This is a genomic window from Sinorhizobium kostiense (genome assembly GCF_017874595.1).
Lineage (GTDB): Bacteria > Pseudomonadota > Alphaproteobacteria > Rhizobiales > Rhizobiaceae > Sinorhizobium > Sinorhizobium kostiense.
The window spans coordinates 143,501-164,077 of the sequence record NZ_JAGILA010000004.1 but is presented as its reverse complement, the minus strand read 5'-3'; the positions used below and the strand labels follow the sequence as shown (position 1 = coordinate 164,077).

Below are 20,577 nucleotides of genomic sequence, written 5' to 3'. Positions count from 1 at the left end.
GATTTATTTGAGGCGCTCTAGTTCCTTGAATCTAGGGCAATTTTTTCACGTTCAATGCTCGCGCGCCAAAAGCGCGTTCCGTGGTTCCCTTGCCGAGGCGGACAGCCTGATGTGCTCGGCAACGTCGCGATTGGCTCCTGGCGTGGGAAATCTGTTCCTTCAGCCAGGCAAGAGGCCTCGCCGGCAATTTTCTGCGCCTTATCTCTATATTTCGAAAGGCAGTGGAGCCCCAGGGAGATAGCAAAATGACCGCGCCGCATCCGTCGAAAACCCATATCGGCAACCATAAACTGCATCCGGAAACCCTGATGCTCAATTATGGCTACGACCCGGAGCTCTCCGAAGGTGCGGTCAAGCCGCCGGTATTCCTCACCTCCACCTTCGTCTTCCACTCGGCCGAGGAGGGGCGCGATTTCTTCGATTTCGTCTCCGGGCGACGCGAACCGCCGGCTGGCGTCGGCGCCGGCCTGGTCTATTCCCGCTTCAACCATCCGAACAGCGAGATCGTCGAGGATCGGCTTGCCGTCTACGAAGGCGCCGAAGCGGGTGCGCTCTTTTCCTCCGGCATGTCGGCGATCGCCACCACGCTGCTCGCTTTCGTTCACCCGGGCGACGTCATCCTGCATTCGCAGCCGCTCTATGGCGGAACCGAGACGCTGCTGGCGAAAACCCTTCCCAATCTCGGCATTTCCGCCGTCGGTTTTGCCGATGGCCTCGACGCGGCGGCGGTCAACGACGCCGCCGAGGAAGCAATGAAGAACGGCCGCGTCACCTTCATCCTCATCGAGACGCCGGCCAATCCCACCAACAGCCTCGTCGACATCGCAATGATCCGCGGCATTGCCGACAGGATCGGCGAAAAACAGGGGCACCGGCCGATCTTTGCCTGCGACAATACGCTGCTCGGTCCGGTCTTCCAGCACCCGCTCGACCATGGCGCGGACCTCTCGCTTTATTCGCTCACCAAATATGTCGGCGGCCACTCGGATCTGATCGCCGGCGCCACCCTCGGTTCCAAGGCGCTCATCAGGCAGGTGAAGGCATTGCGTGGCTCGATCGGCACCCAGCTTGACCCGCATTCCTGCTGGATGATCGGCCGTTCGCTGGAGACGCTGTCGGTGCGGATGGAAAAGGCGAACGAAAACGCGCGCGTCGTTGCCGAGTTCCTGCGTGATCATCCGAAGGTCGAGCGCATCCATTATCTCCCCTTCGATGACGAAGCCTCGAGTGTCGGCCGCGTCTTCGCGGCACAGTGCACCGGCGCCGGCTCGACCTTTTCCTTCGATATCGCCGGCGGCCAGGAGTCGGCCTTCCGCTTCTTGAACGCGCTGCAGATTTTCAAGCTTGCCGTCAGCCTCGGCGGCACCGAGTCGCTCGCAAGCCACCCGGCAGCGATGACCCATTCGGGTGTGCCGATCGACGTTCGGCACCGGATAGGAGTGCTCGAATCGACCATCCGCCTGTCGATCGGCATCGAGCATCCGGACGATCTTGTCACCGATCTCGCCAGCGCACTCGCAAGCGCCTGACGGTGCGGCTCGTTCGCGGCAAACGCGCGCCGCTAAAAAAGATGACATAGCTGGCGCTGGAAGATGGGCCCATGCATTTTACAGCTCCGCCTCGATTGACATCGACGGCGACCGCCCCTAATCATCGCGGATCGGTTGGTTCCCGGAATGCGAACGCGTTTCGGGAGTAAACGGGAACGTGACGGATGGACCCAAGCTGGGCATCTCAATCATGGCCGACCCCGCGACTGTAGAGCGGCGTGAATTTGCCGTTCCGGAGCGATCCGGAAAAAGCCACTGGGAAAGGACCGCGAACGGGCGGTTCACCTGGGAAGGCGAGGCAAATCCCTGGTGCAACACCTGACGCCGCGAGCCAGGAAACCTGCCAATCGATGCGGGCAAATGCCCATCGGGAAACTCCCTTTGCCATCACGGAGGTTGTCATGGCTACATCTACAGTTTCGAGCGTCTCGCTCTCCCTCAGCGATCGTCTGACCGCGGGCATTCTTGCCCTGATGATCGGCGCATTCCTCGTCTTCGGTGCAGGCCTGGCGAATTCGGCCGTGCTGCACGACACGGCGCACGACACCCGCCATTCCTACGGCTTCCCCTGCCATTAAGCGCATGGAACGCCTTGCGCGTTCCGGACCGAAGCTGAACAGAGCCTTCTGGCGCTCCGAGCATGCGGATGCCAATGCGATGCAGCTAGCGCATCGGCCCGAAAATCGGACCCGATTTTCGGAAAGCAGGATGCGTGGATTCAAATACTTACAGCGCCCGTTGTGCGTCCTCAAGGACGCTCGGCGCTGTAGGACGCCGGATTGCGCTTGTTTGTCGGCGCCGATAGCCCGGAAGGGAGCGCCGCATTGAGGAATATCGACAAATGATCGTCAAGACACTTCTGGCCGCGATCGTGGCCGGGCTGGTCGCCGGCGTCTTCATGACCGCCGCCCAGGAACTGCGCGTCACACCGCTCATTCTGCATGCGGAGCAATATGAGGGTGAGGCGCCGGCCACCGGAGAGCCTGCGGCCGCAGGCCACGAACAGCACTCGTCTCTGAAAGCTAACGCTCCGCTTGGCGCGCTGCTCGCCTCCATTTCGCCAGTTACGCCGGCCTATGCGCATGAGCATGGGGGCGAAGATGAGGAGGGCGGAATCATGTTCGGCATGAGCCGCTTCTCCGGCACGCTCCTTGCCAATCTGGTCACCGGTGCCGGGTTCTCGCTGCTCCTCGCGGGCATCAGCGTCATGATCGCCTATCCGATCACGCTCGCAAACGGAGCTCTCTGGGGTGCCTTCGGCTGGCTGGCCGTGCACATGCTGCCGGCCCTCGGCCTGCCGCCTGAGCTTCCCGGCTTCCCGGCCGCCGAGCTCGGCGACCGCCAGACCTGGTGGGTGGCAACCGTGCTCTTCTCGGCCGCAGGTCTTTACCTGCTGGCGTTGCGCGGGGAAGTCATCTCCAAACTGGCAGGCCTCGTGCTGATCGCCGCACCCCATGCCTATGGCGCACCGCAGCCCCTCGATATTTCGAGCAACGTCCCGGCTGTCCTCGGCGCGGAATTCGCGGTCGCGGCCCTCGCCACGACGCTTGCTTTCTGGATCGTCCTCGGGGTCGTCTCCGGCTTCATCAACGACCGGTTCGTGAAGGTTGCTTAGCCAGGGTTCGTCGAACTCGTTTTGCCCCCTCGTCCGCCTGCCCGTCCTCCGCAGCAGCTGCGCTGCAGCCGCGGAGGGTGGACCGGCACCTTCTCCCCGCCCGCGGGGAGAGGGCTAGTCCTCGGGTTAAACCAGGTTAAACCCGAGGAGAGGGGCAATCCACCACCTCGCTCTCAGCCGACTTCCCGGCCGACCCGCGCAAATGCGCCCTCAGTCTCTCCCGTCTTGCCTCCGGTTCCAGCAGCACGCAGGTGTCGCAGAAGTCACCGCCTTCCGTGCGGTAATAGAGACAACAGCCGCTGCGTATCCGATAGGTCCGGGCAAGCGCACCGCCATGCGCTTCCGCATTGACCTTCTCGTAGTGCAGTTCGGGCGATGACAGCGGCGAGCCCTCGCGCTTGACAATCCCGAGTGCACGCTCGATCGCCGCCGCCTCCTGATCTCGCCGGCGACCGATCTCCAGGAAGGCACCCGCCAGCCCGTCAGCCGCAAGCCGCCATTGCGCCCGGGCAGAAAGACCGCAGCGGCGCCTGAGAAGCGCGATGATCGGCTTCATGTGCCTGACGAAAGCGTCGTGAAACCGTCGCCCCCTCTCCTCGCCTGCGACGGCGTCTGCAGTCGGCACCTCAACCAGGAAGTGGAAGCGGCCTGCCTCGACTTCCCGCCCGCCGTCGCTGCGCACGTAACGCTCGAAGCGCAACCCGGAAACTGCCGGAACGGCCCCGCTGGCAAGATAGATCGCGCCTGCCGCGAGGCAGAGCTGATGGCTGTAGAAGGCGATCAGGTGCGCCGCCCGGATCTTGTCGTCCATGCCGGAGGCAAAGCGATCCTGGTAGGCGAGGCAGCTTTCGACATCCATGGAGGCCTCCGCCCAGAAGTCGGCCGGCGACCCAAACGCCTCTCGCGGCGCGGCAATCGAGCACGCGATATCCGGAAATGCGGCCGCGAGCCATTCGACCGCCGCGGCGCCAGCATTCTTCATTGCGCCACCGGCCTCCTGCCTCTGCTGCACCTGGTTCATCCCTCGCCATCAACTGGAAAATTGCGGCGACAGCCAGCCGCCGGTGAAGCCCGCCCTTTCAAGCCCACGCCTGACCGCCGGAATGCCGCGGGTTAGCTCCCAAAGCAAGCCGCTTCGCCAGTTCTCGATCATCATGACCGTGAGCCCCTGGTCAAGCCCGACGATGCGATCGTCCACCCAGCCTTCGCGACCTTCGCCCGGCAGGCTCGGATTGAAGCCGCCGGGAAAGCGCCCATCACGAAGCAGCGCCGGATAGCGCGACAGGAGATGGAAGAGGCTGGTCAGGCAGGCCTCCGGCTCGAAAGGCAGGCCGGCAAGTGCCGCCCAGGGAACGAGCGTGCCGTCGTCGGCGCCATAGGGCGCGCCGCGCGCCGCATAGCCGAGCAGCTTCTGCCAGCGGCCGTCGCGAAGCTTCAGCCGGCCTCTCGGTGCATGACAGGCGCTCAATCCCCAAAGATCGCGGCAATAACCATAAAAACCGTGCGGGTTCGCTTGCGCATGCGCACGCTGGAGCGTGATCGCCCGGCGCGTGTTTTCGAAATAGTCGCTTGCCGCCTCCCGCATGCCGCTGTCGCGGATGGCGCGGAAATCGATCCATGCATGCGGGAAGAGATGGATGAATAGCGGGCCGGCATGGAGGTGCCGGTTCCCACCGATCGTCAGCCATTCATGCGCCGCGGCAAAGGCGTGATAGCTCTCAGGCGCAACGGGATGGGTGGGCGAGCCGAGCGCCAGCACATAGATGAGCAATGCCTCGCTGTAACCGTGCCATCGGTGCTTCAGGAAACGCCCGGGCGGGCGCCATCCCATCGTGACCGCATCGCCGCGATTGAGCGCCCAGGGCCAATCCGCCCGCGCATGGAGCCGCTCGGCAAGCGCTCGAATTTCCGCTTCCGCGGCATGGCGTCCGCTGAAATAAACGGCAGCCGTCAGGACGCCGGCGAAGAGCAACGCGCTGTCGATGGTCGAGACTTCGCTGTTCCAGGCGCGTTCGCCCGTCCGCATGTCCAGGAAGTGATAATAGAAGCCGCGATATCCCGTTGCGCCTGCATCGCTCGCCTGACGGCTACCATCGAGGAATCGCAGGGCGGTCAAGACCCGCCGCACGGCATCCGCCCGGCCAATCCAGCCGCGCTCTACCGCCACGGGATAGCAACTGAGCCCGAAACCCGTGGCCGCGATGCTTGCCGGCGAGCCGGCTCGCGCCGTATCGGCGACAAGCCCGGTCCGAACGTCAGAATGGAGGAGAAAATAATCGAAGGCCGCGCGCTGCAGCCGGTCGATCCTGGCCAGATCGCTCAATGGCGGAATCTGCAGCATCTCGACGGCCCTCGTCCAAAGACCGCATTCTTGACGCGGCGATCAACAATTATTGTAGCAGCGGCTTACCGCAACAGTCGCCGATTTGCGATCCTGTGATAAGGTTCCTTTGTGGAGCCGGTTGGAAGCCGAAGCGTCCGACCGCAGAGCTGTGATTGGCAGATGCGATGTGGAGCATTCTGGCATTGATCCTGTCTCTTGGCAGCAGCCCGATGCAAACGGCGGCAGCGCCCCCGGATGTCGATGTGGAGTTGCTGCTGGCGGTCGATGTCTCCGGCTCCATGGACATGGAGGAGGCTCGGGTGCAACGCTCCGGCTATGTCCAGGCGTTGCGGCATCCGGACTTCATCAATGCGATTGAGGGCGGTTTCCTCGGGCGTATCGCCATCGGCTATTTCGAGTGGGCGGGCCTCGTCAACGAGGCCTCCCTCGTCGGCTGGCAGGTCATAGAAAATGCCAAAGACGCCGACGCCTTTGCCTCGCTGATTGAGGCGAGGCCGATCGGCCCACGGCGCGGGACCTCGCTCTCGAACGCGATTCTCTTCGGCACCAACCTGATCGAGTCGAACGCCTTCTCAGGCACGAGGCGCGTTCTCGACATTTCCGGCGACGGGCCGAACAATACGGGGCCGCCGGTACCCCCGGCCCGTGATGCGGCTCTTGCGCGGGGCATCGTCATCAATGGGCTCGCCATCATGATCCGGCCATCCTTTTCGACCGGGCCTTTGGACGAATATTATACGGCATGCGTGATCGGCGGGCCCGGCTCCTTCGTGCTTCCGGTGCACGAGCCGGAGGATTTCGCGATCGCGATCCGCCAGAAGCTGGTTCTCGAGGTGAGCGGGCTGACGCCCGAACCGGCTGCCACCCCTGCTGCTGCACATGCTGCGGCCGACTGCATGATCGGCGAAAGGCTCAGGCCGGGCTTCCTTGACAGGATCTACCCGGAGCTCGATCGATAGACCCCCCTACTGCAGCACTCGCGGCGCGAAGTCGAGGTCCGCCCCGGTTACGGTGTCGCGCCGGTCCCGTATTTCATTGGCGACCGCCTGCAGCGCCAGATCGACGCAATATTCCAAAGCCTGCGCATCGAGCGCGCGAGCGCTGTCGCGGATGTGCGTCAGCATCCTCGCAATGCTCGCAAGTTCCGAATCGTAATCGGCCAAAGACGAGACAGAGTGCGTCATTTGAACCCCCTTTCCAGCGTTGCCCTCGGTCCGACTATATTCGAATTCTGCGATATTGCGCGTTGCACAAGCGTTGCACACGTAAGCGTTGTATAACGCATCACCTTCGCAAACTGTGATAGCTCTCATCCGCCCTGCCCGTCCTCCGCTCCAGCGGCGGTGGACCGGTCGAAATTGGAAGATTGCGGCGGGGCCGTAGCCACCTCCCCCTCGTGGGGAGGGTTGGAGGGGGTCTTGCGCCCGCCCCTCACGATGCAATCGCCTTCGACAAGGCCCGGACTCCGAAACGGCGGGCACGTTCGCCCTCCGGATGCTCGAGCGCCGGGGCGAAGACCTTGACGACGGAAAAGGGCAAGTCGTCGGAAGAAAGAGGCACGGCGATCACCCGCCCCACACCCACACCCTTCAGCCGATCAATGACGTGGCGCAGCAGCGTATCGACGCGGCCGCCGATGCCTGGAGGCTGAATCGCCTCCGCCCGAGGCACTGCGAGAAATGCGCGCCGCGTCGATTCCGGCAGCGCCCGATCGAAGGCCTCGGGATAGACGTCGTCGCGGGCGCCGCTGATATAGGTGAGTCGCGACTGCGCCGCCTCGGTGACTGCCCGGATGGCGGCGCGGATGGCGGACGGGTGCGCGCCGCAACCGCTCGTCACCTCCACATAGCGCAAGTCCCTGGCGGTCGCCGCGCCGCGCGGCCCGAGAAACGCCAGGAAGCAGGGAATGGCGATGTCGCTGGTGATATCGAAGAGCCGCAGGTCAAGCTCCGCATGGCGAATGCGGCCGACGAGCGAGTCGAGCTCCGGATCGCCGAGCGCCTCTGGGGCAATACATTGCCGAAGGCGGGCCTCGGGACCGGACACCTGCCAAAGAACATGCGCGTCGCGCTCGACCCGCTCCAAAAGGCCGTGCAGGATTGCCTCCCCCCGGACATTGCCCGATGCAAGCCCGTCGGAGGACATCCAGAAACGCGAGGGCCGCGTGCGGTCGAGAAGAGCTGCATCGAGCGGCACGAACACGTTGCCGCCGGAGACAAGATCGGTGCCGCGAACCCATTCGACCCTCTCGTTTCGGCGGATATCCCCCTGCCCCGCGGCGATCAGCGCGTCGAGCGGATCGACGGCCAACACTGAGGCGCTGAGATCATCGGCCGCCGCCACTACTGTTTCGACCGCCGGGTCGCTGGCAACCGCGCGCTCCAGCGCTTCCATGACGGCGGATATGCGCGCCTCCGGATCCGTCAGGCCTTTGCCCTGCGCAACGACGATGGAACGGGAATTCGGCGTATAGGCGCACCAGACCGGGATTCCGACCTTGTCGAGGCCCGTATGCCGGGCGACGCGCGTCACGCCAAAAACCGCAAGATAGGGCCGGACGCGAGCGAAGGTTTCTTCCGGGGGACGTACCCGGTCGGAATAGCTATTGCCCGAGTTCAGCCGTTCCTGGACGTCGATGCCGGTCACGAGTCCACGTGACCGGCAAACACCCTCTCGACTGAAGATACCGCGATCGCGAGATCGACATTCTTGACGAAGGCGCTGCCCGGCTTGCGCAACGCGTTCACGGTGGCGAGGTCACCCGTCGTCGATTCAAGCGGCTTTACCGTGCCATTTCCGAGATCTGCTACCCACAGGCCCGGCTCGCCGGGAATACCGATCACAACAACAGAAGCCATATTTCTTCCTTCCATCGGTCAAAAACCCGCTTTCTTCAATCCCTCGCGGTAGAGGTCCTTCTGCCACTGCTCCCTGAACGGAATGACGGCAAGCCATCTGTCGACGTCGAAGGTCGGATTCGCCTTCGATGCCCGCATCCTGTGCTGGCGCGCCCTCCTCCGGTCACCGAGCATCGCCCAACTCGCAGCGACGATCCTGTCTGCCGGCGACTTGTCCTTCATCCTTTGAACAAAGTCGATGCACTCTTCGTATTGCCCGAGGAAGTAGCTCGCACCCGCGGCACTCCAGAGATAGGCGTCCGGCGCCAGAGGATTGAGCGAAAGCGCTCTCTCGAGCTTGTCCAGCGCTTCTGCCGGACGGGAAGCGTGCACAAGCGTGTCGGCATGGCTATAGAGTACGTCGGCATAATGCGGGCTCAACTGCTCGGCCTGCTCCAACGAAAACAGGCTCTCATCCAGATCGCCCCGATAGAGCTTGACGACACCCACTTCCCGATGGGCGGCGGAAAGCGCATCATTGCTCCCGATCGCAGACTTCGCGTGCCGCTCCGCGGTCGACAGAAGCTCCTCATCGGCACGTGCCGTCAGAAGCCATTCATTCACATAGGTGCGAGCCATGCCGCTCAGCGCCGGCGCAAAATCCTTCTTGTGCCTCAGCGCCTCGCGGAAGTCGTTGCGCGCCCGGCGAACTTCCGGCAGGCCGAGGCCAGAAAGATGCCTCAGACCCCCGAGATAGGCGTAATAGGCCTCCGGATGCGCCAGATAATCCAGATGCTCCGCCTGCCCGGTCTCGACCCGATGCGTGACCGCCCGGGCGATATGATAGGCGATCTGCTCGCGCTGCTTCAGGAGGCCGACCGGCGATATCGGAAAGCGTCCCGCCCAGACGATCTGATCCGAAGGCAGGAAGATGAGCTGGGTGAAAAGGCCCTGATCCGACATTCGGCAATCGAGCGCATAGGTGACGTCGTGCTTCTCGAGAAAAGCGGCCTTGTCCGCCGCCTCGCGAATGCGCTCGGCGGTATAGGGTGCGACGACGGACATCGAGCGTAGCGAACAGAGCCCAATGGTGATGTCCTCGATCACCGCCGCGCTGACGGCATGAAGCATGGGGTCGCTGCCGAAGGCGGCGGGCGGAAGCAGCGCGACCCGCGGCACCGGGGCTATTTCCAGCGGGCTGCCACCCACCGGCGTCTCCCGGACAGATGGAACGGGCGGCAGCAATGCCTTGGACGAGGCGACCTCCAGCAACGGGCCGCGGCTGGCGCGCTCCAAAATTTCGAGGATCGCCGTATCGGCCGGGTCGAGCTCGAGCAGATGCATGCACCCCGTGCGCGGCGTCGCCCGATCGGAAAACCGCCCTTCGCCTTCAATCAGCGCGTTCCGCAACCGGTCCGTAAAGGTGCGCCGCTTCTCCGCCACCCACTCCGCATAACGCCCCGGCGGCAGGTCCGCGAAAGCGAGAAAGGTTTCCCGCCAGAGCGAAAGCGCCTTGCGGAAGCTCTCCTCCGATCCGTTTGGCGCCTCGAAATCGGCGAGGTCTGAGGAGATGGGGCCGAGCGCCACCTCTGCTTCCGTCGCCGAAAGGACAGGCCCGTCGCCGCTCGCCAGGTGCCGCATGCGCCGGAGCGTCGAGCGCAGGTTGTTGAAGGCAACACTCTTTTCCCGGTCGGGCCAGATCAGAGCCGCCAGTTTTTCGCGGGAGACGACCTTCCGTTCCGATGCGGCAAGAAAGACAAGGATCAGCAGGCCGCGCTCCGGGCAGGCGACGACCGCGCCGCTGGTATCGACCAGCCGCAACTCCCCGAAAGTCTGAAGATGATAGTTGCCCCCTGCCACAGAAACCTCAGCGATCCGAAAACCGCCAGTCGCGCGGGCCCGGCACGACCCTCCGGATCGGACGCCGCCGCGTCCGCCGCGACAGGAAACTCGAAGCCATCCCCGCTGCCCCGATCATCTCGCCCGATCCCGCTCCGCCTGAATTCGGCACATCTTCGAAAAAGAAGGAAAAATGCACATCGAGAATTTCCGCGATCTTCTCAAGGCGCTCCGCCGAGACCCGCTCCTCACCCCTCTCATGTTTGCGGATCTCTCCGGCGGCCACGCCCAAAGCCGCAGCCAAGTCGCCCTCGCTCATCTCCAGCGCCTGGCGACGGAGCCGAATACGATGCCCGACAAAAACGTCGATGGAATTGGGCAAGCTACGTCCCATTCGACGGCTCCCGCTTGATCCGCTGGCTGCTCATGTAGAAGAATGCTTGAAAAGCGAAGGGGATGCAACCCGAGGGTTAGGGCAGTGCACAGGGTCGTGTGGATATTGAATGTTGGTCCGCGCCGCATGCCTCTGGACTGCCTCTCTTGACGTCGCCGGGGTTTGAGCGCCGTGGAACTCAGATTCAATCCGCGTCTTCCACGGTTACATTGACAACCAACGCGTCGCCGGCTCAATCTTCGGTAGTTCCAAGAGGACGGCGCTTTGGAAGAGGAAATACGCTTCGGGCCATTTCGGTTGATCCTCTCCAGGCGCAGCCTGTTGAAGGAGGGAGTAACGGTGCCCCTGGGAAGCCGGGCGCTCGACATCCTGTCATTCCTCGCATCGCACCCCGGCGAGTTGAAGACCAACGACGAGATCGTCAAGCACGTCTGGCCCAATACGTTTGTCGACGAAGCGAACCTCAGGGTGCATCTCTCGGCGCTCCGAAAGGCACTTGGTGATAGCCAGCGCTCTCCGCGGTTCATAAGCAACGTTCCGGGACGCGGCTACGCGTTCATCGCCCCTCTGGAACGGAACAACCGGGCAGCTTTCCCACGTGTCGCTCGGCTCGCGAATGCGCACTCGGGACGCTTTTCCGCGCGCATCTTCGGCCGGGAGGAAAGCATCGCCGGAATTGCGGGCCAACTGGCCAAGGAGCGGCTGGTCACGATCTGCGGACCGGGCGGCATTGGCAAGTCAACCGTCGCGAAAGCCGTCCTGTCGAGCTGTGCGGCAGAGCTCGACGCGGTCTGGATCGACCTCTCGGAAGTCGCAAATGGATTTCTGATCCCCACCGTGGTCGCGTCGGAGCTGGGCATCCCTATCCGCACCGACAACATCGTGCAGGACATAAGCGCACATCTCGATGCGCGTAATGTAGTGGTCGTCCTGGACAGCTGTGAACACGTTGTGGATCACGCCGCCGAATTCGCGGAAGCGCTGCTGGATCAGACAACAGTGCCGCGAATACTCACAACGAGCCGCGAACCTCTCCGCGCACGCGGCGAACGCGTCTACCGCCTGCAGCCTTTAAGCCTTCCTCCGTCGGCCGCCACCGCCGCGGCCGCCTTGGTTTCCCCTGCGGTCCAGCTGTTCGTGGATCGTGCCGACGCCTGTCTTGGAGGGTACGAATTTTCGGATGCCGACGCGCCCTATGTGGCGGAGATCTGCTCGAGGCTCGACGGCATCGCGCTGGCAATCGAGCTTGCCGCGGGCCGCCTCGAGTCGCTCGGTGTAGCCGCACTGTCACGGTCCCTCTCCGATTGCTTCCGTGTGCTGTCGCGCGGTCGCAGGACCGCGCTTCCCCGGCATCAGACGCTTCGTGCCACGATCGACTGGAGCTATCTGCGTCTCCCACCGCCCGAGCAGCAGGCTCTGAAAGAACTTTCGGTATTGCCAGGCGGCTTTACTGGAGAAGCCGCGCGCGCCGTTATCTCCAGCGGCGAAGCCGACGACCTTGTTGCGGCACTTGTCTCGAAATCGCTGCTGGTCGCAGACACCCACCGCGGTGAGCCGGTCTATCGCCTGCTCGACACGACCCGCCTTTACGCTTCGGAGAAACTGGCCGACGCCGGAGAGTTCTCCGTTGTCATGTCCAGTTTTTCCGAACACCTCATCGCGTTGCTCGAGTCGGCGGAAGCGGAGATTTATTCCGTCTCGATGGATGAGTGGTCACAGGACTTTGCGCAGCAGGTGCCCAGCATTCGCGCTGCGCTCGACTGGGGCTTCGGCAGTTCGGGCGACATCCTCCGAGCGGTGCGGTTGACCGTGGCCGCCCTGCCCCTCTTCTTCCGTCTCTCCCTACTCGATGAGTGTCTGATCGCCGTAACCAAGGCACTCGGCCACCTCGACGCGCGACCCGACCTGGATGAGCGGAGCCGGATGAAGCTGTACGCTGCACTTGGATGGCCACAGATGCGATTCACCGCTGCGTCGAAGCATGGCATAGACGCATGGACGACCGCCTTGCACATCGCGGAAAAGCTGGGCGACGTTGACTACCAGCTGCGCGCCGTATGGGCGCTGTGGGTAGACGCCACAAACCGAGGGGAGCCGAGACCCGCCCTCGAGCTGGTCGATCGTTACCTGGCAGTCGCGTCATCCTCGCCCGAACGGGCAGACGTTATCATCGGACGCCGCATGCATGGAGCAACGCTGCACTGGCTCGGCCGACACGCGGAAGCGGCGGACGAGCTCCGAATGATGCTGGCCGAATACGAGACGGTTCCCGACGGGCGGCATTCCGTCCGTTTCCAGTTCGACCAGCGAGTGACCGCGAGGATCGTTCTGGCGCGGTGCCTTTGGGTTCTGGGGGAAGAGGACGCCGCCTTGCGTGAGATCGCGGAGACTATCAGTCACGCGCTGGACATCCGCCACCACCTTTCGCTCAGCAACGTCCTGGCGGAGGCGGCATGCCCGATCGCTTTGCTTTCCGGCCGAAACGACCTCGCAGCAGAATACATCCAGCTCTTGCGCGAGCACACGAAAGCGCTGTCACTCGACGTCTGGAATACCTATGCGGACTGCTTCGAGGCCGAACTTCAGTTCAGAGCGGGAAAGCCGGTCGAGTGCCTGACACAAATACGCTCGAGCATGGGCGTGCTCGTCGGGGCAGGCTTCACGCTCTTCCAGACGATCTTCCAGACGACGGAAGCCAAGGCTCTTGCCGCTTTAGGCTGCCCAGAAGAGGCGCTGGAGGTAATCAATGCCGCGCTCGGCCGCTGTGCCTCTTCTGGCGAGCGCTGGTGCCTGCCCGAGCTATATCGAGTCAAGGGGCAGATAGAAGCCCGGACGGCGGGCGGTGGATCGTCGGCACTGGCCGCGTTCGAAACCGCTCTCGAAAGCGCGCTCGTCGACAAGGCGGAGGTATGGAAACGTCTCATCGTGGAGGACATTGCCCAGTGTCGCGCCGCGCTCGCCCCTGCCCAGGCCGACGAGTTTAACATCGAGCGCCCGGGTGATGGAGGGATGCACCCACCGCCGGTCAGTCCCGCAAGCGATCCTTCCATGCCTTCCTGAGAAGCGGTTAGAGCGTTCCGTTTACACCGATTTACAACTCTCAACTCGTCCGCCCTCCCCGATCCGTGCACAAATGCCAGGAAGAGGAGAGTGCAAATGGACCATCCCACACCGATCCGCCTATTGATCATTATGTCGGCGAATGTGGTTGGTGAGGCCCCGAACGTTGAAATAAGCATCGAGCGAATTGCACCCGTCTACTACATATTCAAGGATGTAAAGGCGGACGTAGTTCTCGCCACGCCGACGGGCGGATATGCCGCGCTTGCCCCCGATCTGCGCCAGTTCCCAAGCGAGGAGCGATGCGTTCAACGCTTCCTCTCGGATCGCGACGCGCGAGATGACCTTGCCGATACTCTGAGCCTCGAGCAGATCGTCATCGACGATTTCGACGCGGCGTTCTGCATCGGATTTTCAGGATCGATCTGGGGGGCGGACGACCTCGGCGTCGCGCCCGTGATCCGAGCCTTCCTCGGAGACAGGAAGCCCGTGGCCATCATCCCCGGCCGAGGCCTCGATATCGCTGCCGAAGGCGCGGGGGGCGGCTTGCTGGTCGTCGGGGACGGTGGGCAGTCTGCGGCGCTCGCGGCACTCGCGCTCCTCAACGTGATCGAACTTCGAAGGCAGTTCGCGACGACAGCGTAGCCCACTGACTACACCGCTCCTTTGCACCGATTTACGATACTTAACTCGCGAAAACGCCCTTTCTGGAGGAGGTTGTAATCGTTCAGGCAGGCACCGCAAGGAAGATGCAAATGGATGAACAATCAGACGCATTCATGGCGGAGGCCACACGGCGGAACGTGCTGCTTGCGGGAGGTTTCGCCCTCGCCGCAATGGTATTGCCCGGCAAAACGTCGGCCGCGCCTCCAGCGACTTCAACCGAGAAGAGGAGTGAGGACATGTCGTTCATCAAGACCGAGGACGGAACGGAAATTTTCTACAAGGACTGGGGACCACGCGACGCCCAGCCCATCGTCTTCCATCACGGTTGGCCGCTGAGCGCCGATGACTGGGACGCCCAGATGATGTTCTTCCTGGACAAGGGCTACCGCGTCGTCGCGCACGACCGCCGCGGCCACGGCCGTTCCACGCAGACGTGGTCCGGCAACGAAATGGACACTTATGCGGCCGATGTCGCGGCGCTGACGAATGCGCTCGATCTCAGGGACGCGGTCCATGTCGGCCACTCGACGGGCGGTGGCGAGGTCGCGCACTACGTCGCAAGGGCCAAGTCCGGGCGCGTAGCGAAAGCCGTACTGATCGGCGCGGTTCCGCCGATCATGGTGAAGTCGGACAGGAACCCCGGCGGCCTGCCGATCGAGGTCTTCGACGGCTTCCGCGCCGCCCTCGTCGCCAACCGCGCCCAGTTCTTCCTCGACGTTCCTGCCGGACCGTTCTACGGCTTCAACCGTCCCGGCGCGAAAGTCAGCCAGGGCGTCATCGACAATTGGTGGCGTCAGGGCATGATGGGTGGCGCGAAGGCGCATTACGACTGCATCGAGGCGTTCTCCGAGACGGACTTCACCGAAGACCTCGAGCGGATAACGGTGCCGACGCTGGTCATGCACGGCGACGACGACCAGATCGTCCCCTATGCCGACTCCGCTCCGCTTTCGGTCAAGCTCCTGAAGCACGGCACGCTCAAGACCTACGAAGGCCTGCCTCACGGCATGTGCACCACCCACCCCGAGATCATCAACTCGGACCTCCTGGAGTTCATCCGCGACTGACCCGCTACCTTGGCGAGGCGAGCCGCACCGCGACTATAGTTCTGGTGCGGCTCCCCATGCTGTTTGGCTGGACAGGCAACAAAGACGCATCGAGAAAGGGGATACGGGTGACATACGTCCTCGCACTGCTCATCGGCTTCATCGCAGGTCTTCGTGCAATGACAGCCCCGGCGGTCGTCGCCTGGGCGGCCCACCTCGGCTGGTTCGATGTCTCCGGGACGCCGCTCGCCTTCATGGGCTACAGGTGGACGCCTTGGGTTTTCACGGCGCTGGCGCTCGTCGAGCTCGTCACCGACCAGCTCCCGAACACCCCGTCCCGCAAAGTGCCGATACAATTCGGCGCTCGCATTCTCATGGGGGCGCTCGCCGGGGCGACCGTGGGCGCGGCTGGAGGGTCGCTCGCCGGAGGCTTACTCGCTGGCACCTTGGGTGCGATTGCCGGGACGCTTGGGGGTGCTGCTGCCCGAGGCAAACTCGCCGCAGCGTTCCGACGCGACGCTCCGGCCGCTCTGATCGAGGACGCCGTGGCTATCGGCGGCGCTCTCCTCATCGTGGCGGCCGTGCCTTGACCGCTCTCAACGCTGCTCAAGCGAATAGGATGCGGGCGTCGATGGGAGCAGCGCATGGCTTGGCGCTTCTTGCGCCTTTTGCGTCTGCTGCGATCGCCGCGCCCGCGGCAGTCAGACCCATCGCACCGAGAAAGCGCCGCCGACCGTTGTCGTTCGGGTCATGAGAAAACCTCCAGTTCGATTTCTGGTCAAAACTGCCAGCCCGCCGGGACCCAGGCGTAACCCATGTCGGTCTTGAGCATTCGTCCCAGCCCCGGGAACGGGTAATGAAACCCGAGAACAAGGAGCCTATCGGTCGCGGCCATATCGAATATGCGGCGGCGCGACGCGAGCGCGGTATCCTTGTCTCTATCCGGTCCGGGTCGCCATGGATGGTCGATGTTGACGACCGGGTGATAGGCAAGGTCCGCAGTCAGGAGCAGTTGGTCGTTTCCTGAGTGGACCAGGAATGTTGCCATGCCAGGCGTATGCCCGGGCGCAGCTATCGTGGTGAGGCCCGGCACGATTTCCGCACCTGCCTCGTAGAGCTCGATGCCCTTTGCGATCGGTTCGACACTCCGTTTGATCGCCGCTGCAAACCGGTAGCGAAAGTCCCGCGCCACCGGCATGTAGGAGAGGTCGGGATCGTTGCGCACGAAGAAATCCCAGTCTGCGCGGGGTGCGTAGACGACGGCATTGGGAAATGCTTTTTTGCCTTCGGAATTGCGCAGGTTGCCGACGTGATCAGGGTGCGTGTGGGACACCACGATCGTGTCGATATCGGCTGCATCGAGACTGATGGCGGCGAGATTGTCGAACACACGCCCCGCATTCGGTCCCATCGTCGCCCCGGCTCCCGCCTCAAGCAATATCCGCCTGTCGCCGACCTCAAGCAGCAGCGTGTTGAGGTGAAGGGTCATGTGATCGGTGGGAAGGAAAGCGCGACGAAGGACCTCCCGCAGCTCGGCCTCGGGAGCATCGTTGGCATAGACCGTCGGTGGGCCGCCGATCAGGCCATCGCTCAAAACCGTCGCTTTGATCTGCCCGACCCGAAATCGATAATATCCAACATTGCTGGCGCCCGGGCTCTGCACCTGCGCGTTGCCTGATCCGGCTGAACCTCCCAGCAGGAGAGCGGACGTTCCTGCAATCGCTGAAACCATGACCGTTCGTCGGTTCAATGTGAGTCGATCCATTGCTTTTCCTTTCAGCCGGCAAAATCCGCATGTGCGGTGGAGGTATTAGATGACCTCAAATCACTGCGCTGATAAGACGAGCAAATCTACTCAGCTTGATAAGGTAGGCTTCGCAATGGATCAATTTCGTTTGGATAGCCTGGATGTTTTCGCGGCGATCGTCAGATGCGGCGGATTCAGGGCGGCCGCCCTGGAGCGAGGCGTTTCATCATCGGCACTCAGCCAAACAATCAACGCTCTGGAAGAGGCGCTCGGCATCCGCCTGCTCAACAGGACAACAAGAAGCGTTGCGCCGACGGAGGCGGGACAGCGTCTCCTTCAGCGCCTTGGTCCAGCTTTGATGGACATCCGTCTCGCAGTCGATGACCTTAACCAGTTGAAGGAAAATCCGTCCGGCACCCTTCGCATCAATGCGCCGGGCCCGGCAATTGATCACCTGCTCTGTCCGGCAATGTTCACCTTTATGGACACGTACCCGGACATCAAAGTCGAACTTGTCAGCGACGCAGCGGTGATCGACATCGTCGAGCAAGGCTTTGACGCGGGCGTTCGGTTCGGAAGGCAACTGGCACAAGATATGATCGCACTCCCGCTGGGACCATCGCTTCGATACGCGATCGTGGCGTCGCCGGATTATATTGCCAAGCATGGCCTGCCTCTGACGCCGAACGATCTCGCTGGCCACAACTGCATTCGCCGACGATTTCCCGGCGGCACACTGGTATCCTGGAAATTTGAAAACGGCGGAGACACACTGGAAGTCTTGCCGGAAGGGCGATTGACGGTGAGTTCAGCACGCAACGAACTGCAGGCCGCTGTCGCCGGATGCGGATTAGCCCATGTCTTCGAGGACTACGCCACACCCTACCTGGCGAACGGCCGGTTGACGGAGGTTCTGAAGGACTGGAGCCCCCTTTTGCCAAGCTGGTATCTTTATTACCCGAGCAAAAGACACTCCAGCGCCGCCATGCGAGCATTGGTGAGCTTCTTGCGCTCCTACGATTGGAAAGGTGTCCATTCCGGCTTAATTGAACGGCCATGATCCGCAGCACACTCCGTTAAGAGTCTGCCTGCTTATCTTCCGCGAGAGTGTGCGCCACGACCGCGTTCGCATGACCGTGGCCCATTCCGTGTTCGCTCTTCAGTATACCGACAAGTTCCATGTGCTTCGCAGGATGGTGCTTTCGCACGAGCTCTTGCCATTCATCGATAGGACGGCCGTATTTCTTCTCGATTGATGGAAAATAGGAAGCAGGTCCTTTGATCTTCTCGGTGGTCATCGCGCGTCACCCCCTTTTCGTGCCGCATCGATCACGGCTACGTCGATTTTCCTCATCGTCATCATCGCGTCGAATGCGCGCTTCGCTTGTTCGCCACCTGCTGCAAGCGCCTCCATTAGAATGCGAGGTGTGATCTGCCAGGATACTCCCCACTTGTCCTTGCACCAGCCGCATTCGCTCTCCTGACCGCCATTGCCCACGATGGCGTTCCAATAGCGATCTGTCTCTTCCTGATTCTCGGTATTGATCTGGAATGAGAAGGCTTCGCTGTGCGTGAATGTGGGGCCGCCGTTCAATCCGATGCACGGGACACCTGCCACTGTGAACTCGACGACCAACACGTCTCCCTCTTCTCCGTCGGGGTATTTGCCGGGCGCGCGGATGATGGCTCCGATCTTGCTGTCTGGGAACGTGTCGGCATAGAAGCGGGCGGCTTCCTCAGCGTCCTTGTTGTACCATAGACAAATGGTGTTCTTAGACATCGCGTCGTCCTCCTGGTTGTTGTCGATCAGATCGAGGGCCTGACCTGATGATACGGTGACGCACCAGCCGGCACCGATCCGACATCATGATCAAAAAATATCTGCTCCTTTTTACCCATCGCGTTTTGCGCAGGCCAAACGCCTTGGCCGGCAGGCAACCCTCGGCCGCCTTGCGCGAAGCGGTCGTATGGAGGTCTTCCCAGCATGAGCTGACCAGGCTAAGCGGTCGTTCCCGTAAGCTCAATTCTCGCCGCCGCTCCCGATGTCTTGCTTGTCGGTCGGTTTCCGGCGGAACTTCAAAGTTACATCGATTTCGCCATTGGCATCAGCGCCGATCCGAGGAACGCAGAAGCTGCCAAGCAACTATCGGACTCTCCGATGTCGGTTGACGTCGATGGCACCTTGGCGGCAAAGGCGTCAAGCGCCGCTTGTTAAAGCTGGCCGGCACCCCCCTCTTATGGGAGGATCGGCGGCGCGATGAACTGGTAATACGCCCACACCAGGACCACTCCGGCTATCACCGCGAGCCAGGTGAGTGCTTTCCGCCGCCTTGGACCGACCGTCCTCGGTTCCTGCTTTGGCTTCCGTCGTCTAAATTTAATGATGTTGTCGTCGCTCATGTGACCCCGCTCGTCGGAGATGGACGTCATTGCCCATCCAAACCCTACTCAACTCCCTGGAAAAGAAGAAAATGGTGGGCCCGGAGGGACTCGAACCCCCAACCAAGCGGTTATGAGCCGCCGGCTCTAACCATTGAGCTACAGGCCCTTTCGGCAACAGCCGGCCCGCGAACCAATGGCAATTCGCGGGGTCGTGAATGGCTGTAACCGAAAACCTTTTTGCCGACAAGCCATTGCCGCAATGCCTACACAATCGATAAGCATGGATTGCGAAAAACAACCGGAGAGAAACATCCATGATTTCTACACGCATTGCCCGCCCGGTCCGGATCGTCGCGGTCGCCGCCGCCCTTGCCGGCGCTTTCGCGGTCTCCGCCCTGGCGCAAGACAACGGCAAAGAGAACGGCAAGGGGCGCGCGGATGCTCCCCGTGGCCGCCAGGCGGTGATCAAGGTCTCCGGCGAGGGCCGCGCAACGACGGCGCCGGACTTGGCGATCCTGCAATTGAGCGTCGTCAAGGACGCGAAGACTGCGCGCGAGGCGCTCGACGCCAACAACAAGGCGATGACGGAGGTGCTTGCGGCGCTGAGGCAAGCGGGCATCGCCGATCGCGACCTGCAGACGAGCGGCTTTTCGATCAACCCGCAATATCATTATCCGCCGAGCGATGACGGCGGCAGCCGGCCGCCAGAACTCGTCGGCTATCAGGTCGTCAATGGCGTCACCGTGCGCGTGCGCGACCTCTCAAGGCTCGGCGAGGTCATCGACAGCTCGGTTTCGCTCGGTGTCAACCAGGCGGGCGGTATCGAATTCACCAACGACAAGCCGGACGCGGTGATCACCGAAGCCCGCAAGGCCGCGGTCGCCGACGCGATCGGCAAGGCCAGGGTGCTTGCCGAAGCCGCCGGCGTGTCGCTCGGCCGGCTGATCGAGCTCGCCGAGCAGGAGCCCCGCCCCGAGCCGCCGGTGCCGTTCGCGCGAATGGCTAAGGAAGCCGCTGCCGATCAGGTCCCGATCGCTACCGGCGAGAGCGCCTATAATGTCACCGTCAACGTGACCTTCGCGATCGATCAGTAGGTT

General features: G+C 62.7%; 20 protein-coding genes, 1 tRNA gene, 1 pseudogene and 1 riboswitch. Of the genes and pseudogenes, 11 read left to right on the top strand and 11 right to left on the bottom strand.

Annotated elements, in window-relative coordinates:
• Nucleotides 1–245 precede the first annotated feature (245 nt).
• From J2Z31_RS16140 to J2Z31_RS16130, 3 genes are all read left to right on the top strand, one after another.
• Nucleotides 246–1,529 (top strand): cystathionine gamma-synthase family protein, encoded by a 1,284-nt coding sequence (locus J2Z31_RS16140; RefSeq protein WP_209602587.1) that lies wholly within the window; start codon nucleotides 246–248, stop codon nucleotides 1,527–1,529.
• Nucleotides 1,530–1,648: 119 nt separating this feature from the next.
• A riboswitch (cobalamin riboswitch) is annotated at nucleotides 1,649–1,912 on the top strand.
• Nucleotides 1,913–1,951: 39 nt separating this feature from the next.
• Entirely contained in the window at nucleotides 1,952–2,128 is a 177-nt protein-coding gene (locus tag J2Z31_RS16135; protein ID WP_209602586.1) for a CbtB domain-containing protein, read from the top strand.
• A gap of 263 nt (nucleotides 2,129–2,391) precedes the next feature.
• Entirely contained in the window at nucleotides 2,392–3,165 is a 774-nt protein-coding gene (locus tag J2Z31_RS16130) for a CbtA family protein (protein ID WP_209602585.1), read from the top strand.
• A 136-nt stretch (nucleotides 3,166–3,301) separates the two neighbouring features.
• On the opposite strand, the gene J2Z31_RS16125 is transcribed toward J2Z31_RS16130, so the two are convergent.
• Nucleotides 3,302–4,147: an IucA/IucC family C-terminal-domain containing protein gene (locus tag J2Z31_RS16125; RefSeq protein ID WP_209602584.1), complete on the bottom strand. Its 846-nt coding sequence runs from the start codon at nucleotides 4,145–4,147 to the stop codon at nucleotides 3,302–3,304.
• 48 nt (nucleotides 4,148–4,195) lie between these two features.
• Entirely contained in the window at nucleotides 4,196–5,506 is a 1,311-nt protein-coding gene (locus tag J2Z31_RS16120) for a glucoamylase family protein (protein WP_209602583.1), read from the bottom strand.
• 167 nt (nucleotides 5,507–5,673) lie between these two features.
• On the opposite strand from J2Z31_RS16120, the gene J2Z31_RS16115 reads away from it, so the two are divergent.
• Nucleotides 5,674–6,468 carry a DUF1194 domain-containing protein gene (locus tag J2Z31_RS16115; protein ID WP_209602966.1) on the top strand — a complete coding sequence of 265 codons (795 nt, stop codon included), beginning with the start codon at nucleotides 5,674–5,676 and terminating at the stop codon, nucleotides 6,466–6,468.
• Between the two features lie 6 nt (nucleotides 6,469–6,474).
• Here J2Z31_RS16115 and J2Z31_RS16110 read toward each other — a convergent pair whose 3' ends face one another.
• From J2Z31_RS16110 to J2Z31_RS16090, 5 genes are all read right to left on the bottom strand, one after another.
• A complete protein-coding gene (locus tag J2Z31_RS16110) occupies nucleotides 6,475–6,693 on the bottom strand; it encodes a hypothetical protein (protein ID WP_209602582.1) in 219 nt (72 codons plus the stop codon).
• 247 nt (nucleotides 6,694–6,940) lie between these two features.
• On the bottom strand, nucleotides 6,941–8,155 hold the full coding sequence (locus J2Z31_RS16105) for a YcaO-like family protein (RefSeq protein WP_209602581.1): 1,215 nt from the start codon (nucleotides 8,153–8,155) through the stop codon (nucleotides 6,941–6,943).
• On the bottom strand, nucleotides 8,152–8,367 hold the full coding sequence (locus J2Z31_RS16100) for a hypothetical protein (protein ID WP_209602580.1): 216 nt from the start codon (nucleotides 8,365–8,367) through the stop codon (nucleotides 8,152–8,154). The genes J2Z31_RS16105 and J2Z31_RS16100 overlap by 4 nt, the downstream gene beginning before the upstream one ends.
• An 18-nt stretch (nucleotides 8,368–8,385) precedes the next feature.
• Nucleotides 8,386–10,206 (bottom strand): tetratricopeptide repeat protein, encoded by a 1,821-nt coding sequence (locus J2Z31_RS16095; protein WP_209602579.1) that lies wholly within the window; start codon nucleotides 10,204–10,206, stop codon nucleotides 8,386–8,388.
• Between the two features lie 7 nt (nucleotides 10,207–10,213).
• Entirely contained in the window at nucleotides 10,214–10,579 is a 366-nt protein-coding gene (locus tag J2Z31_RS16090) for a helix-turn-helix domain-containing protein (RefSeq protein ID WP_209602578.1), read from the bottom strand.
• 339 nt (nucleotides 10,580–10,918) lie between these two features.
• On the opposite strand from J2Z31_RS16090, the gene J2Z31_RS16085 reads away from it, so the two are divergent.
• The 4 genes from J2Z31_RS16085 (at nucleotide 10,919) to J2Z31_RS16070 (ending at nucleotide 15,941) form a co-directional block, all read left to right on the top strand.
• On the top strand, nucleotides 10,919–13,639 hold the full coding sequence (locus J2Z31_RS16085; RefSeq protein ID WP_209602577.1) for a winged helix-turn-helix domain-containing protein: 2,721 nt from the start codon (nucleotides 10,919–10,921) through the stop codon (nucleotides 13,637–13,639).
• A 96-nt stretch (nucleotides 13,640–13,735) separates the two neighbouring features.
• The gene (locus J2Z31_RS16080; RefSeq protein WP_209602576.1) at nucleotides 13,736–14,284 is read left to right on the top strand and encodes a type 1 glutamine amidotransferase family protein; all 549 of its coding nucleotides are present in this window, start codon (nucleotides 13,736–13,738) and stop codon (nucleotides 14,282–14,284) included.
• A gap of 257 nt (nucleotides 14,285–14,541) precedes the next feature.
• Nucleotides 14,542–15,372: an alpha/beta fold hydrolase gene (locus J2Z31_RS16075; protein ID WP_209602575.1), complete on the top strand. Its 831-nt coding sequence runs from the start codon at nucleotides 14,542–14,544 to the stop codon at nucleotides 15,370–15,372.
• Nucleotides 15,373–15,479: 107 nt separating this feature from the next.
• On the top strand, nucleotides 15,480–15,941 hold the full coding sequence (locus J2Z31_RS16070) for a DUF4126 family protein (protein ID WP_209602574.1): 462 nt from the start codon (nucleotides 15,480–15,482) through the stop codon (nucleotides 15,939–15,941).
• Nucleotides 15,942–16,129: 188 nt separating this feature from the next.
• Here J2Z31_RS16070 and J2Z31_RS16065 read toward each other — a convergent pair whose 3' ends face one another.
• The gene (locus J2Z31_RS16065) at nucleotides 16,130–17,116 is read right to left on the bottom strand and encodes an MBL fold metallo-hydrolase (RefSeq protein ID WP_209602573.1); all 987 of its coding nucleotides are present in this window, start codon (nucleotides 17,114–17,116) and stop codon (nucleotides 16,130–16,132) included.
• 49 nt (nucleotides 17,117–17,165) lie between these two features.
• Between J2Z31_RS16065 and J2Z31_RS16060 the strand changes: the two genes are divergently transcribed.
• Nucleotides 17,166–18,158 carry a LysR family transcriptional regulator gene (locus tag J2Z31_RS16060; RefSeq protein ID WP_209602572.1) on the top strand — a complete coding sequence of 331 codons (993 nt, stop codon included), beginning with the start codon at nucleotides 17,166–17,168 and terminating at the stop codon, nucleotides 18,156–18,158.
• A gap of 16 nt (nucleotides 18,159–18,174) precedes the next feature.
• Here J2Z31_RS16060 and J2Z31_RS16055 read toward each other — a convergent pair whose 3' ends face one another.
• Complete coding sequence (locus tag J2Z31_RS16055; RefSeq protein WP_209602571.1) at nucleotides 18,175–18,396, bottom strand: DUF4287 domain-containing protein; 222 nt, start codon at nucleotides 18,394–18,396, stop codon at nucleotides 18,175–18,177.
• Nucleotides 18,393–18,878 carry a VOC family protein gene (locus tag J2Z31_RS16050; RefSeq protein WP_209602570.1) on the bottom strand — a complete coding sequence of 162 codons (486 nt, stop codon included), beginning with the start codon at nucleotides 18,876–18,878 and terminating at the stop codon, nucleotides 18,393–18,395. Before J2Z31_RS16050 ends, J2Z31_RS16055 begins: the two co-directional genes overlap by 4 nt.
• Before the next feature lie 225 nt (nucleotides 18,879–19,103).
• Here J2Z31_RS16050 and J2Z31_RS29360 point away from each other — a divergent pair.
• Nucleotides 19,104–19,313, top strand: a pseudogene (locus J2Z31_RS29360) (molybdate ABC transporter substrate-binding protein); the annotation flags it as partial.
• Between the two features lie 257 nt (nucleotides 19,314–19,570).
• On the opposite strand, the gene J2Z31_RS16045 reads toward J2Z31_RS29360, so the two are convergent.
• A tRNA-Ile gene (locus J2Z31_RS16045) sits at nucleotides 19,571–19,646 on the bottom strand.
• A gap of 148 nt (nucleotides 19,647–19,794) precedes the next feature.
• On the opposite strand from J2Z31_RS16045, the gene J2Z31_RS16040 reads away from it, so the two are divergent.
• Nucleotides 19,795–20,574 carry an SIMPL domain-containing protein gene (locus tag J2Z31_RS16040; protein ID WP_209602569.1) on the top strand — a complete coding sequence of 260 codons (780 nt, stop codon included), beginning with the start codon at nucleotides 19,795–19,797 and terminating at the stop codon, nucleotides 20,572–20,574.
• Nucleotides 20,575–20,577: the final 3 nt, after the last annotated feature.